Here is a 14,959-nt window from a genome sequence, read left to right on the forward strand (position 1 = left end):
GCCGGGGTGGGCGGATCCTCCTCCCCTCCGCCGGCGGGGTACATCCCATCACGACCGCTGTCGCGGCTCAGCGTCCCCTCACCGACGCGATGGCCTCCCGCAGGCACGCCGCCAGTGCCCCGGGGTCGTGCCGGTCGGGGGTCGGCGCGGCCGCCACGGCGGCCAGCCAGGTGTCCGCCCCGAGGGCCGACGCCGCACGTCGGAGCCGGTCCGGGGTGGCCACGGAGTCGGCGTCGGCGATGACCGCGTCGACCCGCAGCCGGGGCGCGTGCTCGCACAGCACGTCGAGGTGGCGCTCCGGGGAGAACCCGGCGGTTTCGCCCGGTTGGGGGACGAGGTTGAGCACCACGACCCGCGCGGCGGTGGTCCGCACGAGCGCGTCGTGCAGTTCCGGCACCAGCAGGTGCGGTAGCACGCTGGTGAACCAGGAGCCGGGGCCGAGCAGCACCACGTCCGCGCCGAGCACGGCCTCGACGGCCTGCGGGCACGCGCTCGGCGGCGCCCGGTGGCCGTGCAGCCGGATGCGGTGGACCCGGCCGGGGGTGGTGGCGACGGCGACCTGGCCGCGGATGCGGCGGACCGTGGTCGGGTCCTCCTCAAGACCGGTCACGTCGGCCTCGATGTCCAGTGGCGCGGTGGACATCGGCAGCACGCGGCCCGTGGCGCCGAGCAACCCGGCCGCGTGCGCGAGCGCCTCGACCGGGTCGCCGAGCACCTCCAGCAGCCCGGCGAGCACGAGGTTGCCCACGGCGTGCCCGGCCAGCGCGCCGGTGCCGCCGAAGCGGTGCGCGAAGACCCGCGCCCACGGCCCGTCGGTGCCCGCGAGCGCGATCAGCGCCTTGCGCAGGTCGCCGGGCGGGAGCAGGCCGAGTTCGCGGCGCAGCCGCCCGGACGAGCCGCCGTCGTCGGCGACGGTGACGACGGCGGTGACGTCCGGGGTGATCAGCCGCAGCGCGCTGAGCGTGACGTGCAGGCCGCGACCGCCGCCGAGCGCGACCGCCTTGAGCGGGGTGTCCGTCACTCGCGCCCCAGGTCGCGGTGCACGACCTTGACGGCCAGCCCGTCCTCGTCGGCGAGCCTGCGGGAGAGCTCCTCGGAGATGGCGACGCTGCGGTGCTTGCCGCCGGTGCAGCCGATGGCGAGCGTCAGGTAGCGCTTGCCCTCGCGGCGGTATCCGGCGCCGATGAGCCGCAGCAGCTCGTGGTAGCGGTCGAGGAACTCGTCGGCGCCCTCCTGGGAGAGCACGTAGTTGCGCACGTCCGCGTCGCGACCGGTCTGGTCCTTGAGCTCGGGGATCCAGAACGGGTTGGGCAGGAACCGCACGTCCATGACCAGGTCGGCGTCCATCGGCAGGCCGTACTTGTAGCCGAAGGACAGCACGGTGACCCGGGTGGTGGCGTTGGCGTCGGAGCCGAACGCGTCCTCGATCTTGGCGCGCAGCTGGTGCACCGACAGGGTCGAGGTGTCGAGCACCAGGTCGGCCTCCTCGCGCAGCGGGCGCAGCAGCTCCCGCTCGGCCCCGATGCCGTCGATGAGCCTGCCCTCGCCCTGTAGCGGGTGGCCGCGGCGGACCTGCTCGAAGCGGCGCACCAGCACGTCGGTGGTGGCCTCCAGGAACAGCACGCGGGGCCGGTAGCCGCGCGCGTCGAGGTCCTTGATGATCGCCGAGAGGTCCTCGGTGAAGGCCCGGCTGCGCACGTCCATCACGACCGCGACCTTGGTGATCGCGCCCCGGGCCTGCGAGCCGAGCTCGACCATGGTGGAGATCAGCTCGGGCGGCAGGTTGTCCACCACGAACCAGCCCAGGTCCTCCAGGCACTTGGCCGCGGTGCTGCGGCCCGCGCCGGAGAGTCCGGTGACGACGGCGACCTCGATGCCCGGTCCGCCCGCTTCGGTGCTCACTGCTGCTCCTCCGCCTTCCCGCGCGCCGGGGCCTCTCCCGCGAGCGCGCTGTGCACTGCCTGCGCGGTGCCGGGTCCGATGCCCGGGACACCGCCGATCTCCTCCAGGCTCGCCGCGCGCAGGCGCTTGAGCGAGCCGAAGTGCTTGATGAGCACGGCCCGGCGGCCCTGGCCGAGGCCGGGGATGTCGTCCAGCGCCGAGGTCAGCAGGTTCTTGGACCGCTTCTGCCGGTGGTAGCCGATCGCGAAGCGGTGCGACTCGTCGCGGACCCGCTGCATCAGGTACATGGCCTCGCTGTTGCGCGCCAGGATCACCGGGTCCGGGTCGGCGGGCAGCCAGATCTCCTCCAGCCGCTTGGCGATCCCGATCACCGCGACGTCGGTGATGCCGAGGTCGGCGAGCACGTCGGCGGCGGCGTTGGCCTGCGGTCCGGCGCCGTCGACGACGAGCAGGTTGGGCGGGTAGGCGAAGCGCTTGGGTTTGCCGGTGTCCGGGTCGATGCCCGGTGGTGCGCCCGGTGGTGTGCCCGGTTCCGCCTGCTCCGGCGCGCCGTCGCGGTACTTGGCGAACCGGCGGCGCACGACCTCGGCGATCGAGGCCACGTCCCCCTCGGTCGCGGCCTCGCGCAGCGCGAAGCGGCGGTACTCGGACTTGCGGGCCAGGCCGTCCTCGAACACGACCAGCGACCCGACGACGTCGGTGCCCTGGTGGTGGCTGATGTCGACGCACTCGATGCGCAGCGGGGCGGTGTCGAGGCCGAGGTCGTCCTGGAGTTGCTGGAGCGCGGCGGAGCGGGCGGTGAGGTCGCCCGCGCGGCGCAGCTTGTGCTGGGTGAAGGCTTCCTTGGCGTTGCGCTCCACGGTCTCCATGAGCGCGCGCTTGTCCCCGCGCTGCGGGACGCGCAGGGCGACCTTGCCGCCGCGGAGGCCGCCGAGCCAGTCGGCCACCGCCTCGGCGTCGGCGGGGAGTTCGGGGACCAGGACCTCGCGGGGCACGGGGCTGCCGTCGGTGCTCTCCTCGGAGTCGACCTGGTCGCCGTAGAACTGGCTGAGGAACCGGTCGACCAGGCTCGCGACGGCGGACTGCTCGTCGCCGTCGTCGATGCGGTCGATCACCCACCCGCGCTGCCCCCGGACCCGGCCGCCGCGCACGTGGAACACCTGGACGGCGGCTTCGAGGTCGTCGAAGGAGAAGGCCACCACGTCGGCGTCGGTGCCGTCGCCGAGCACGACCGCCTGCTTCTCCATGGCCCGCTTGAGCGCCCCGATGTCGTCGCGCAGCCGCGCGGCCCGCTCGAACTCGAGCTCCTCGGCGGCGGCGGCCATCTCCTTCTCCAAGCGGCGGACCATGGCGTCGGTCTTGCCGGAGAGGAAGTCGCAGAAGTCCTCGACGATGGCCCGGTGCTCGTCCTGGTCGACCCGGCCGACGCAGGGCGCGGAGCACTTGCCGATGTAGCCGAGCAGGCAGGGCCGCCCGATCTGCCCGTGGCGCCGGAAGACGCCCTTGGAGCAGGTGCGGGCGGGGAAGACGCGCAGCAGCAGGTCGAGCGTCTCGCGGATGGCCCAGGCGTGGGCGTAGGGGCCGAAGTAGCGCACGCCCTTGCGGCGGGGGCCGCGGTAGACGTGCAGGCGGGGGAAGTCCTCGTGCAGGGTCGCGGCCAGCACGGGGTAGGACTTGTCGTCGCGGTAGCGGACGTTGAAGCGCGGGTCGAACTCCTTGATCCAGTTGTACTCCAACTGGAGCGCCTCGACCTCGGTGGAGACCACGGTCCACTCGACGCCACCCGCGGTGGTCACCATCTGCCGGGTGCGGGGGTGCAGGGAGGAGACGTCGGCGAAGTACGAGTTCAACCGACTCCGCAGGCTTTTCGCCTTGCCGACGTAGATGACCCGGCCCCCGGGGTCGCGGAACTTGTAGACGCCGGGGGCATCGGGAATGGTCCCCGCGGCGGGCCGGTAGGTCGACGGGTCAGGCACGGGACAACCCTACGACCGCCCCCCGACAACGGCGTCCCTACCCGCCAGGTCGCGAGCCCCGGCGCGTCGCCCGGCCCGGTCCACCACCTCCGCGGCGGACCGGCCCCGCACCACCGCGGCCGCGAACCGCGCTCGACCGGATCACGGGGAGACGCGACCGGGCGAGTCCGCTAGCGGACGGCGTGTAGGTTGCCGTCGGTGCCGATCAGGCAGCGGGCCGTGGTTCGCGGTTGCGCCAGGAACTCCGTCAGGCAGCGGCCCAGCTGGGCGTGGCCTTGGGCGTTGGGGTGGAAGGATTGCTGGGCCATGTGGATGCCGAAGGCGTCCAGGCCGCCGGTGACCCAGGCCCAGGGGTCGACCGTGACGCGGTTCTGCCACTCCGTCGACACGTCCGCGCCGCTGCAGGCCTCGTGGCCCTCGGTGGCGCGGGAGAAGTCCAAGTAGGACAGTCCGGTTCGGGCCGCGATGCCGCGGAAGGCCTCGGCGAACTGGGGAACGGCTTGCGTGCGCCCGTACTCCGCGTCCGGCAGCCGGATCGGGCACCCCTGCGGTCCGTGCTGGACCGGGTCCATCTTCTCCGTCACCGGCGACGCGTACGAGGTGATCACGAACCGGTACGCGCCGTCCGCGTACCCGGCCTCGCGCATGGCGGTCCGGACGTCCGCGACGGCCCGCTCGACCTTGGGGGCCATGGCCGCCAGCCGCTGGGGCCACTCGGTGGCGAGGTGTTTCGCGCAGCCCGCGCCGAAGGGGTTGAACCAGCGGCCGACGCAGTCCAGGACCGTGTCGGCGAAGCGCGGGTCGTCGTTGGCGCCGATCTGGAGGACGACCGCGGTCACGCGGTTGGCGCGGGCGATGGCGACCAGCCTCCGCGCCTGGGAGCCCTCCGTGTAGTGGGTGGTGTCCGCCAGCGACACGTTCGACGCGTCGGCGCCCGAGCAGGCCAGGTTGTACGTGCGTTGCGCGGCGGAGGTGCGGTGGATCAGGGCGTTCGCCGAGCGGTGGCACCAGTTGCCGCCCTCACCGCGGGTGCCCGGCTCGTAGTCGCCCGCCCCCTCCCCCGAGATCGCGCTGTCGCCGAGCGACACCACGGCCGTGGGGCGGTCGTCGACGGGGGACGCGGCGGCCGATGGCGCGGCCAGGCCGACCGCGCACAGGGCGACGGCGGCCACACCGAGTAAGCGGGGCATGGGGACCTCCCGAAAGGGGTGATGGTTGAGATCGACTCAACCATCACCCATCCGGTGAATCCATAACCCAAACGGACCCTAGGCCAGTACGACGTTCTCCCCGTCGACCTTCACCTCCACCACGGCGAGCCCGGTCTGCGCCTGCCCGCTCTTGCGCGCCCCGGTCGCCGGGTCGAAGGTGCTGAAGTGCCGGGGGCACGTGATCACGCCGTCCTTCGGCGGGTCGACCGTCGCACCCTGGTGCGGGCACGTCGGGTCGAAGCCCTTCACCGTGGTCCCGTCGCGCACCAGCAGCACCTTGCCGGACGGCCCGCCGTTCACCAGCAGCCCGCCGCCGTCGGGGATCGCCGACACCGTGCTCAACGCCCCGGACGAACCGGTGGCGCCACCGGACGAACCACCGGTGGTGCCCGCCGGAGCGCCACCGGGGGTGGTCGTCGTGCCGCCGGACCCGGAGCCCGTGTCGGAGGAGCACGCGGCGAGCACGCCGGGCGCCACCAGGGCGACCATCAGTCCGCAGAGGACCTGCCTGCGGTTGCGGCTGTCAGCGGGTGTGGTGGTGTCGGTCACGCCCAACCTCCTCGGGAATCAGTTCAGGGATACACCGAGGGGTACGTGGAGCGCGCGACGAGAGTTCACCCCCGCCGTGATTCACAGGTTACGCACAGGTACGGCCTACAGCCCCAGGTGCACGCGCAACGCGTCGTCGATGGCCTTGAGCAGCACGGGCGGCACGCGCCCCAAGCGCCGCCGCACGCGGGCCGTGGCGACCGTCCGGATCTGCTCCGCCTGCGCCTTGGACTCGGCCAGCAGACCGCAGTCGGTGGCGGGCAGCAGCACCTGGAAGGGGAACACCCGGGTGGTGTTCGACGTGATCGGCACGACCGTGACCGTGCCGCGCCCGGTCCGCTGGGCCACCAGGTTGGCCGCGTCGTTGCTGACGATCACCGCGGGCCGGGTCTTGTTGGCCTCCGAGCCCCGCGTGGGGTCCAGGTCGACCAGGTGGATGTCACCGCGCCGCATCGAGCGCGCCGTCGGCGGCGGTCGGTTCCCAGAGCAGGGCGTCCTCGCCGGCGTCCCACTCGTCGAAGGCGGCGAGGTACTCGTCGCGCAGGGACGACTCGCGCAGCAGACCGATGGCCAACTGGATGACCGCCGAGCGGTTGCCGTGCTCCGCGGCCCGCCCGAGGTACTCGTCGATGAACCGGACGTCCTCCTCCGGCAGGCTCACACTCAGTTTCACACCACCGATGCTACCTCCGGTGGCACCACCGGTACTACCCCTGCGGCTCCGCGGCCCCCGCGGCGGGCTCCACGGCCGCCCGGTGCAGCCGCCGCAGCTCGCGGATGGCGGTCACCGCCCGGTCGCCGTCGATCGCCTGCACCGCCATGACCGGCACGTACTCGTCGTCCGGCAGCTCCAGCCGGGCCCACGCCGCGCCGTCGGGGAAGCTGATCCCCACCACCGACTCCCACGGGTACCGGGTGCGGCCCAGCAGGTTGCGCACGGTGACGCCCGCGGCGTCCGCGGTCACCCTCGGCCAAGTCAGCCACAGCACGCCGCAGGCCAGCAGCACCCCGATGCCGACCATCGCGATCTGGTCGGACACCTGGAAGAACACCCCCGTGGAGGTGGTGCGCAGCAGGATCGCCACCACCGTGAACACGGCGACGAACACGGCCGCGATGGCCCCGCTCACGAACCGGACCTTCCGCGGTCGGGCGTTCACCGAGGCGCTCACTGGAAGTCCCTCTCCATCCACGGCTGGCGCAGCCCGCGCAGCGCCAGCGCCGTCTCCAGCGCCGCCGCGCACGCCTCGTAGCCCTTGTCCTCCACCGAGTCCGGCAGCCCGGCGCGGTCGAGGGCCTGCTCCTCGGTGTTCACCGTCAGCACACCGTTGCCCACCGGCGTCGCCTCGTCGAGCGACACCCGGGTGAGGCCCGCGGTCACCGCGTCGCACACGTACTCGAAGTGCGGCGTCCCACCGCGGATGACCACGCCCAGCGCGACCACCGCGTCGTGGTGCTTGGCCAGCTCCTGGCACACCACCGGCAGTTCGACCGCGCCCGGCACCCGCACCACGGTCGGCTCCACGACCCCGGCCTCCTCGGCCGCGACCAGCGCCCGGGCGAGCAGCTGGTCGGTGATCCGGTTGTGCCAGCGGGTGGCCGCGATGGCCAGCCGCACCCCCTCGCAGCGCGGTACCCCGCCGGTCGGCCTGCCCTCGCCGCTCACGCCTCAGTGCTCCCCACGGACCCGTTGCTCCCCGTGGAAGCGGTTCCCACGGAGTCACCGGGCACAGTGTCCTCCCCCAGGCCGAGCCGGTCGGTACCGACCTCGTACTGCTCCAGGTTGCCCAGCTCGTGGCCCATGCGGTCGCGCTTGGTGCGCAGGTAGCGCAGGTTCTCCGGGTTCGGCCACACCGACAGCGGCACCCGGTCGACCACGGCCAGCCCGTAGCCCTCCAGGCCGACCCGCTTGGCCGGGTTGTTGGTCAGCAGCCGCATCGACTTGACCCCGAGGTCGACCAGGATCTGCGCGCCGGTGCCGTAGTCGCGGGCGTCGGCGGGCACGCCGAGCGCCAGGTTCGCGTCGACGGTGTCGGCGCCGTCGTCCTGCAACTGGTAGGCCTGCAGCTTGTGCATGAGGCCGATGCCGCGGCCCTCGTGGCCGCGCATGTAGAGCACGACGCCGCGGCCCTCGGCGGCCACCGCCTCCAGCGCCGCGTCCAGCTGCGGGCCGCAGTCGCAGCGCAGCGAGCCGAACACGTCGCCGGTGAGGCACTCGGAGTGCACCCGGACCAGCACGCTCTCGCCGTCGGTGAGGTCGCCGTAGACCAGCGCGACGTGCTCGATGCCGTCGAGCAGGCTGTCGTAGCCGACCGCGACGAAGGTGCCGTGCGCGGTCGGGATGCGGGCCTCGGCGACCTTGGTGACCTGCTTCTCGGTGCGCCGCCGGTAGGCGATCAGGTCGGCGATGGTGATGATCGTCAGGTCGTGCTCGGCGGCGAACACCTGGAGCTCGTCGTAGCGGGCCATGTCGCCCTCGTCCTTCTGCGACACGATCTCGCAGAGCACGCCCGCGGGCCGCAGCCCGGCGAGCCGGGCCAGGTCGATGGCGGCCTCGGTGTGCCCGGGGCGGCGCAGCACGCCGCCCTCCTTGGCGCGCAGCGGCACCACGTGCCCGGGCCGGTTGAAGTCCTTGGCGGTGGCGTCCGCGTCGGCCAGCAGCCGGATGGTGTGCGCGCGGTCGGCGGCGGAGATGCCGGTGCTCACGCCCTCGGCCGCGTCCACGGTGACGGTGTAGGCGGTGCCGCGGGCGTCCTGGTTGGTGTGGAACATCGGCGGCAGGTCGAGCCGGGCGCAGTCGGCCTCGGTGAGCGGCACGCAGATGTAGCCGGAGGTGTAGCGCACCATGAACGCCAGCAGCTCCGGGGTGCACTTCTCCGCCGCGAAGATCAGGTCGCCCTCGTTCTCGCGGTCCTCGTCGTCGACCACGACGACCGCCTTGCCCTCGGCGATGTCGGCGATGGCGCGTTCGATGGCGCTGAAGTCACGCACCGGGGTTCTCCTCTTCGATACCGCTGGTGCCGGGGGCGGTGCCCGCGGCCAGGTGCGGGGTCGCCAGCTTCTCCACGTACTTGGCGAGGACGTCGACCTCGAGGTTCACCTTGTCCCCCGGCGCGCGCAGGCCGAGCGTGGTGGCGCGCAGCGTCTCGGGGATGAGGCTGACGGTGAACCAGTCGGCGCCGACCTCGACGACGGTCAGCGAGACGCCGTCGACGGTGATCGAGCCCTTCTCCACGACGTAGCGGGACAGGCCGTCCGGCAGCGCGAAGCGCACCAGGTCCCAGTGCTCCGACGGCTCCCGGGACAGCACGTGCCCGGTGCCGTCGACGTGGCCCTGCACGATGTGCCCGCCGAGGCGCTGCCCGACGGCGGCGGCGCGCTCCAGGTTGACCGCGTCGCCCGCGGCGACGCCGTCCAGGCTGCTGCGGCGCAGGGTCTCGCGCATGACGTCGGCGGTGAAGGTGCCGTCGGCCAGGTCGACCACGGTCAGGCAGACCCCGTTGACGGCGATCGAGTCGCCGTGCCGCGCGTCGCTGGTGACCAGCGGCCCGGCGATGGTGACCCGCGCGGCGTCGGGCAGGTCCCGCACCGCGACGACCTCGCCCCGCTCCTCGACGATCCCGGTGAACACTCCGGTGTGCCTCCTTGAACGAACTACCGCGCCGATCCACCCATCGTGGCCCTTCCGGGGGGCCGCCGGCGTCCCCCGGTGACGGTCGACACGCCGGGTTGCGCCGAACGCCACACCCCGGCGCGCGCCACGACTTCGGAGCAACCACGCGCGGGGCGGTGGTGTTCCCCGGCGGGCCGTTCCGGTCCGCGGACCGCATCGTGGGACGACCCGCGCCACCACACCGCGCAGTGTCCCAGTCCGCTGTGGCCGGATGTGTCGAAGCCCCCTCGGCCGGGTGGCCGAGGGCGCTTGCCCGGACACCGGGCCGCCGAATACCGACGGTCCCGCGCGACGACCAGCGGGGTTAAGCGAGCACTCAATGGGGGAACTACCGTTTCTCGACCGCGCTGAAATAGGTCAGGCGAAGCGGTGGTTCGCATTGCGGGCCTGTTCCCGCAATGCCGCGACGGCCTTACCGGGGTCGCTCGCCCCGTAAACCGCGGACCCGGCCACGAAGCAGTCCACGCCCGCCTCGGCGGCCTGTTCGATGGTGTCGCGGTTGATCCCGCCGTCGATCTCCACGAGCAGGTTCAGGTGCCCGGTGTCGACCAGGTTCCGGACCGTGCGGACCTTGTCGAGCACGTCGGCGATGAAGCCCTGCCCGCCGAAGCCGGGCTCGACCGACATCACCAGCAGCGTGTCGAACTCGCGCAGCAGCTCGACGTACGGCTCCAGCGGGGTGCCCGGCTTGATCGACAGCCCGGCCTTGGCGCCCGCCGCCCGCAGGTCCCTGGCGATCCGCACCGGGTCCTTGGCGGCTTCGACGTGCACGGTGACGTTGTGCGCGCCCGCCTCCGCGTACCCGACCGCCCAGCGGTCCGGGTCGGAGATCATCAGGTGGCAGTCCATCGGGATGGACGTGGCCTTGAGCAGCGCCTCGACGACCGGGAGCCCGAGGGTGAGGTTCGGGACGAAGTGGGCGTCCATGACGTCCACGTGGACCCAGTCCGAGCCCTCGATCGCCGCCAGCTCGTCGGCGAGGCGGGCGAAGTCGGCGGAGAGGATGCTGGGCGCGATCATCGGGGTGTTCGACACGGGGACCCAGCATAGGCGTCCGGTTGGGCCGGTCAGCCCAGCAGGTCGCGCACCGCGGCGGCGGCGCCCCAGGAGTGGCACACGCCCATGCCGCCGCTGCCGTAGTTGTGCACGACGAGCGCGTCGCCGAGCCGTTCGGACTCCAGCCTCGGCGCCGCCCGCCACGGCCGCAGCCCGACGCGATGCTCGATCACCCCGGCGTCGGCCAACCGGGGCTCCACTTCGGCGCAGCGGGCCAGAATGCCCTCCCCTGCCAACGCGTCCGGGTCGCGGTCCCAGACGTCGCGGCGGATGATCCCGCCGAGCACGACGTGGTCGCCGTGCGGGAAGTACGACGCCCACTCGGAACCCGCGCGGGCCTCGTAGTAGAACTCGGTGACGCCGGGGTTCTCGACGACGACGTGCTGCCCCCACCAGGCGCGCACACCGTCGTCGCCGACGAGGTCGCGGGCGCCGACGCCGGTGCAGTTGACGACCACGCCCGCCTCGGCCGCCGGTTCGGTGAGCGACCCGACGCGGCGGATCTCGACCTCCGTGCCCAGGTCGGCCAGGCGCGCGGTGAGGTGGTCGAGGTAGCGGGGCATCTCCACGAGCGGGATCGTCGAGCGCAACGCGGTGCGCATCCCGGGCCGCAACTCCGCGGGCTCGCAGAGGCGGACCTCGGGCAGGGTGTCCCACCACGGCGGGGGTTGGTCGGTGAAGTCCGAGGTCTGCGTGCCCCGGCACAATCGGACACCCGTGGCGGGGTCCGCGGCGAGGCGGGTCAGCTCGGCCAGGGTGGTGCGGGTCCAGCCCGCGCCGGGTTCGGTGAAGTCGGGGCCCCACATGGCGCCCGCGACCGCGGAGGTGGTGTCGCGGGGCCGTTCGGCGGAGAGCACCCGCACCCGGGCGCCGCTCTCGGCGAGCCGGATGCCGGCGCTGAGCCCCATGACGCCCGCCCCCACCACGATCACGTCGGTTGCCATGCCCGACAAACTAACCGAAGCAGCCCCCCATTCCGAGGGTTAGGTTCAAGGCATGACGATCACGCCCACCCTGCTCTCGGTCAATACGGGCACACCCCGCCCGATCGACACCCAGGCCGGTGTCAGCGCCATCGACAAGCGCCCGGTGGCCGGTCCGGTGCGTGTGGACACTCCGGTCGACGACGGCGCCGTCGGGGTCGAGGGCGACCACGTCGTCGACACGGCCTACCACGGCGGACCGGACCAGGCGGTCTACGCCTACGCCCGGGAGGACCTGGACCGCTGGGAGTCCGAGGTGGGCGGTGCGCTGGTCCCGGGCGCGTTCGGGGAGAACTTCACCACGCTCGGCGTCGACGTGTGCGGCGCGGAACTCGGCGAGACCTGGCGGGTGGGGGCGGACCTGGTGGTGCGGGTGACCAAGCCGCGCACGCCGTGCCGCGCGTTCGCCGCGCACCTGGCGCGGGCGGGGTGGGTGAAGGCGTTCACCCGGGCCGCGCGGACGGGCGCGTACCTGCGGGTGGTGCGCCCGGGTCTGGTGCGGGCGGGCGACCCGGTGACCGTCGTGGACCGACCGGGGCACGGCGTGACCGTCAGCGCCGTCTTCCGCGCTATGACGCTGGAGCCGGGATTGCTGCCCGGATTGCTGGCCGCCGGGGCGTATCTGCCGTCGTCGGCGCGGGCTCGGGTCGAGGCGCGGTCGGGGGGTTCGGCGTGAAGAAGTCGATGCGGGTAGCGGCCTACGCGGTGTGCGTGGAAGAGGAGAAGGTCCTCCTCGCCCGGTGGGTGGGGCGCACGGGGCGCAAGTGGACACTGCCGGGCGGTGGCCTGGATCACGGCGAGGACCCGGTGGACGCGGTGGCCCGCGAGGTGACCGAGGAGACCGGGTACACCGTGGCGGTGGAGGCGTTGCTGGGCATCGACACCGTGCGCCGGGAGTTCCACCACAGCGGCGTCGGCGCGGCCCTGCGCGGCGGCCGGGTCACCGACTGGCACGGCATCCGCGTGGTCTACGCGGCCCGGGTCGTCGGCGGCGAGCTGCGGTTCGAGGTGGGCGGCTCCACCGACATGGCCGCCTGGTTCGACCTGTCCGAGGTCCCCGGCCTCGACCGCACCGACCTCGTGGACACCGCGCTGTCACTGGCGCGGCACCGCCCGCCTACGGGGCGTGCCTGAAATTAATTTATTAGCGGAATATGGCCACTCGCAGAAAGTGTCCACCCTCCGCGAAGGAGTTCGGGTAGCCTCGTGTCATAGGGGAGGAATCACGGGGGTTCACCGGTTCTCTGGGGAGGGAACGCGGTTCGGTGGACCACGCCCTGATCCTTTCCGTTCCGAATTGACAGATATCCGGAAACGGATTTTGTGGGGGTTCACCTGATGAGTAGCCATGCCCGGAACAGCTTCTTCGTCGTGGGCGAGGGAGTGATCGAGGCCGACGAGAACGGCGAGCCGGTCACCCGGGAGCCGTCCACGACCGAGGAACTGCGCCGCTTCCGGTTCTCCCGGCTGGGCCCCAAGGGTCCCCAGACCGAGGAGGACGTGCGGGTGGCGCTGGCCACCGCGGTCACCGACCAGTCCGTCACCCAGCCCGACGGCGACATCCCGGCGGGCTTCACCTACCTGGGGCAGTTCGTCGACCACGACCTGACCCTGGACCGCACGGCCACCCAGCTGGGCAGCGACGTCACCATCGACGACCTGCTGCAGGGCCGCTCGCCCGCGCTGGACCTGGACTCGCTCTACGGCCGCGGCCCGCAGGACCGCGACGACCGCCGGTTCTACGCCGACGACCGGGTCAAGCTGAAGGTGGGCACCACCGCGCGGCTGCCGGTCGACGGCGACATCATCGGCACCGACCTGCAGGGCTTCGACCTGCCCCGCACCGGTGTCGGCGCCACCCCGGGCGAGCGCCGCACGGCGCTGATCCCGGACATCCGCAACGACGAGAACCTGGCGGTGGCGCAGACCCACCTGGCGTTCATCCGGTTCCACAACCGGGTGGTCGACCACCTGGCGCTGACCGGCCTCAACGAGCGGCGGCTGTTCGACGCCGCCCGCGACGAGGTCGTGCGCCACTACCAGTGGATGCTGCGCACGGACTTCCTGCCCCGGATCATCGACCCGGAGATCGTCAAGGACGTGTTCACCAAGGGCAGGCGCTTCTTCGAGGTGCCCCGCCACGGCAACGGGCACCCGAACCTGCGGCCCACCATGCCGGTCGAGTTCGCGGTGGCGACCTACCGGCTGGGCCACTCGATGGTGCGCGGCGCCTACCAGTGGAACCGGATCTTCAACACCCAGGGCCCCGCGGGCATCGCGACGCTGTTCCAGCTGTTCACCTTCAGCGGCACCTCGGGCAGCCTCAACCCGAGCCAGACCGTGGACCAGCTCGACGACCCGAACTTCCCCGGTTTCGGCTTCGAGCGGCTGCCGTCGAACTGGATCGTGGACTTCCGCAGGCTCTACGACTTCACCGAGGCGAACCGGCCGGACCTGGCCGCGCCCGGCGGCCAGCTCAACCGGATCAAGCGGATCGACTCGCTGTTGGTCAACCCGCTGACCCAGCTGCCCGCGGGCACCTTCGGCGGGCGCGGCACCCAGTTCCCGGCGATCCACCGCAACCTGGCGTTCCGCAACCTCACGCGCGGCACCATGGTCCGGCTGGCGACCGGGCAGCAGATGGCCGCGTTCCTCGGCGTGCGACCGCTCACGCGCGACCAGTTGCTGAACGGCTCGGAGGGCGCGGTGCTGACCGGGCTCACCGACGCGCAGAAGGAGACCGTGGCGACGAAGACGCCGCTGTGGTTCTACATCCTGCGCGAGGCGGAGCTGAACAAGGGCAAGCTGGGCCCGGTCGGCGGTCGGATCACCGCGGAGGTGTTCCACCGGTCGATCGAGGGCAGCCGGGTGTCGATCGTGCGGGAGCCGTCCTGGCGGCCGACGCTGGGTCCGGACTCGAACACGTTCCGGATGACCGACCTGCTGCTGTTCGCGTTCGAGGGCAAGAGCGACCTGCTCAACCCCCTCGGCGACACCAACCCGACCACACCGACCGCCTGAGAGCGGCTGAGGCAGCTCGGCGGGGACCCCCGTCCCGTCCCCGCCACCTTCTCGACCTCCCCCGATCACTCGCGCACTTTCGAACGATCATGGAGATGTCGATGTCGCTACTCAGGAACGTGGAGACCAGGTGGGCACCGGTGGAGAGAGCCCTGGGGCAGTACGCCCCCACGGCGCTGCGGATCTCCCTCGGCCTGGTCTTCGTCTGGTTCGGCGTGCTCAAGGTCACCGGGGAGAGCCCGGTGGCGGAACTGCTGGGGGCCACGGTCCCGTGGGTGGACCAGGGTTTCCTGGTCCCGGCGCTGGGGTGGGTCGAGGTCGTGCTCGGGCTGGCGCTGCTGGTCGGCAAGCCCCGCAAACTGGCGCTGGTGGCGGTGGCCCTGCACCTGACGGGCACCTTCCTCACCTTCATCCAGGCCCCCGGCCAGGTGATGACCGACGGCAACCCGCTGCTGCTCAACACCAGCGGTGAGTTCGTGCTGAAGAACCTGGTGCTCATCACCGGGGCACTGGTCCTGCTGGCCCACCGGCCCCAGGACTACAAGCTCCGGGACGAGACCCCGCGTTCCTAGCACCGGGGGTGTCCCT

17 protein-coding genes are annotated in these 14,959 nt (G+C 72.4%); 4 read left to right on the forward strand and 13 right to left on the reverse strand.

The features are described from left to right. Positions 1-67: 67 nt before the first annotated feature. The 13 genes from yvcK to V5P93_RS24215 form a co-directional block, all read right to left on the reverse strand. A complete protein-coding gene (gene yvcK / locus V5P93_RS24155) occupies positions 68-1,021 on the reverse strand; it encodes a uridine diphosphate-N-acetylglucosamine-binding protein YvcK (RefSeq protein ID WP_104480137.1) in 954 nt (317 codons plus the stop codon). Continuing rightward, on the reverse strand, positions 1,018-1,902 hold the full coding sequence (gene rapZ, locus V5P93_RS24160) for an RNase adapter RapZ (protein ID WP_104480138.1): 885 nt from the start codon (positions 1,900-1,902) through the stop codon (positions 1,018-1,020). Before rapZ ends, yvcK begins: the two co-directional genes overlap by 4 nt. Then, on the reverse strand, positions 1,899-3,878 hold the full coding sequence (gene uvrC / locus V5P93_RS24165; protein ID WP_104480139.1) for an excinuclease ABC subunit UvrC: 1,980 nt from the start codon (positions 3,876-3,878) through the stop codon (positions 1,899-1,901). Before uvrC ends, rapZ begins: the two co-directional genes overlap by 4 nt. 170 nt (positions 3,879-4,048) lie before the next feature. Continuing rightward, positions 4,049-5,068, reverse strand: a complete 1,020-nt coding sequence (locus V5P93_RS24170) for a GDSL-type esterase/lipase family protein (protein WP_104480140.1) — start codon at positions 5,066-5,068, stop codon at positions 4,049-4,051. A 78-nt stretch (positions 5,069-5,146) separates the two neighbouring features. After that, positions 5,147-5,638, reverse strand: coding sequence for a Rieske (2Fe-2S) protein (locus V5P93_RS24175; protein ID WP_245931360.1), 492 nt, complete (start codon positions 5,636-5,638; stop codon positions 5,147-5,149). Positions 5,639-5,743: 105 nt separating this feature from the next. After that, complete coding sequence (locus tag V5P93_RS24180) at positions 5,744-6,091, reverse strand: type II toxin-antitoxin system PemK/MazF family toxin (protein ID WP_104480141.1); 348 nt, start codon at positions 6,089-6,091, stop codon at positions 5,744-5,746. Continuing rightward, positions 6,078-6,311: an antitoxin gene (locus tag V5P93_RS24185; RefSeq protein WP_104480142.1), complete on the reverse strand. Its 234-nt coding sequence runs from the start codon at positions 6,309-6,311 to the stop codon at positions 6,078-6,080. Before V5P93_RS24185 ends, V5P93_RS24180 begins: the two co-directional genes overlap by 14 nt. 34 nt (positions 6,312-6,345) lie before the next feature. Continuing rightward, positions 6,346-6,768 (reverse strand): PH domain-containing protein, encoded by a 423-nt coding sequence (locus V5P93_RS24190; protein WP_245931361.1) that lies wholly within the window; start codon positions 6,766-6,768, stop codon positions 6,346-6,348. A 38-nt stretch (positions 6,769-6,806) separates the two neighbouring features. Next, positions 6,807-7,304, reverse strand: a complete 498-nt coding sequence (ribH, locus tag V5P93_RS24195; protein WP_104480144.1) for a 6,7-dimethyl-8-ribityllumazine synthase — start codon at positions 7,302-7,304, stop codon at positions 6,807-6,809. Next, positions 7,301-8,629 (reverse strand): bifunctional 3,4-dihydroxy-2-butanone-4-phosphate synthase/GTP cyclohydrolase II, encoded by a 1,329-nt coding sequence (locus V5P93_RS24200; RefSeq protein WP_245931362.1) that lies wholly within the window; start codon positions 8,627-8,629, stop codon positions 7,301-7,303. The genes ribH and V5P93_RS24200 overlap by 4 nt, the downstream gene beginning before the upstream one ends. Beyond that, complete coding sequence (locus V5P93_RS24205; protein WP_104480145.1) at positions 8,622-9,269, reverse strand: riboflavin synthase; 648 nt, start codon at positions 9,267-9,269, stop codon at positions 8,622-8,624. The genes V5P93_RS24200 and V5P93_RS24205 overlap by 8 nt, the downstream gene beginning before the upstream one ends. 399 nt (positions 9,270-9,668) lie before the next feature. Further along, positions 9,669-10,331, reverse strand: coding sequence for a ribulose-phosphate 3-epimerase (gene rpe / locus V5P93_RS24210; RefSeq protein WP_104480278.1), 663 nt, complete (start codon positions 10,329-10,331; stop codon positions 9,669-9,671). Between the two features lie 47 nt (positions 10,332-10,378). Continuing rightward, positions 10,379-11,311, reverse strand: coding sequence for an FAD-binding oxidoreductase (locus tag V5P93_RS24215; protein ID WP_104480146.1), 933 nt, complete (start codon positions 11,309-11,311; stop codon positions 10,379-10,381). Positions 11,312-11,363: 52 nt separating this feature from the next. Between V5P93_RS24215 and V5P93_RS24220 the strand changes: the two genes are divergently transcribed. From V5P93_RS24220 to V5P93_RS24235, 4 genes are all read left to right on the forward strand, one after another. Next, complete coding sequence (locus V5P93_RS24220) at positions 11,364-12,026, forward strand: MOSC domain-containing protein (protein WP_104480147.1); 663 nt, start codon at positions 11,364-11,366, stop codon at positions 12,024-12,026. Continuing rightward, on the forward strand, positions 12,023-12,484 hold the full coding sequence (locus V5P93_RS24225) for an NUDIX hydrolase (RefSeq protein ID WP_104480148.1): 462 nt from the start codon (positions 12,023-12,025) through the stop codon (positions 12,482-12,484). Before V5P93_RS24220 ends, V5P93_RS24225 begins: the two co-directional genes overlap by 4 nt. Before the next feature lie 204 nt (positions 12,485-12,688). Continuing rightward, positions 12,689-14,371 carry a heme peroxidase family protein gene (locus V5P93_RS24230; RefSeq protein WP_104480149.1) on the forward strand — a complete coding sequence of 561 codons (1,683 nt, stop codon included), beginning with the start codon at positions 12,689-12,691 and terminating at the stop codon, positions 14,369-14,371. A 101-nt stretch (positions 14,372-14,472) separates the two neighbouring features. Beyond that, on the forward strand, positions 14,473-14,943 hold the full coding sequence (locus V5P93_RS24235; RefSeq protein ID WP_245931364.1) for a DoxX family protein: 471 nt from the start codon (positions 14,473-14,475) through the stop codon (positions 14,941-14,943). The last annotated feature ends 16 nt before the right edge of the window (positions 14,944-14,959 follow it).

The organism is Actinokineospora auranticolor (assembly GCF_041897805.1).
Lineage (GTDB): Bacteria > Actinomycetota > Actinomycetes > Mycobacteriales > Pseudonocardiaceae > Actinokineospora > Actinokineospora auranticolor.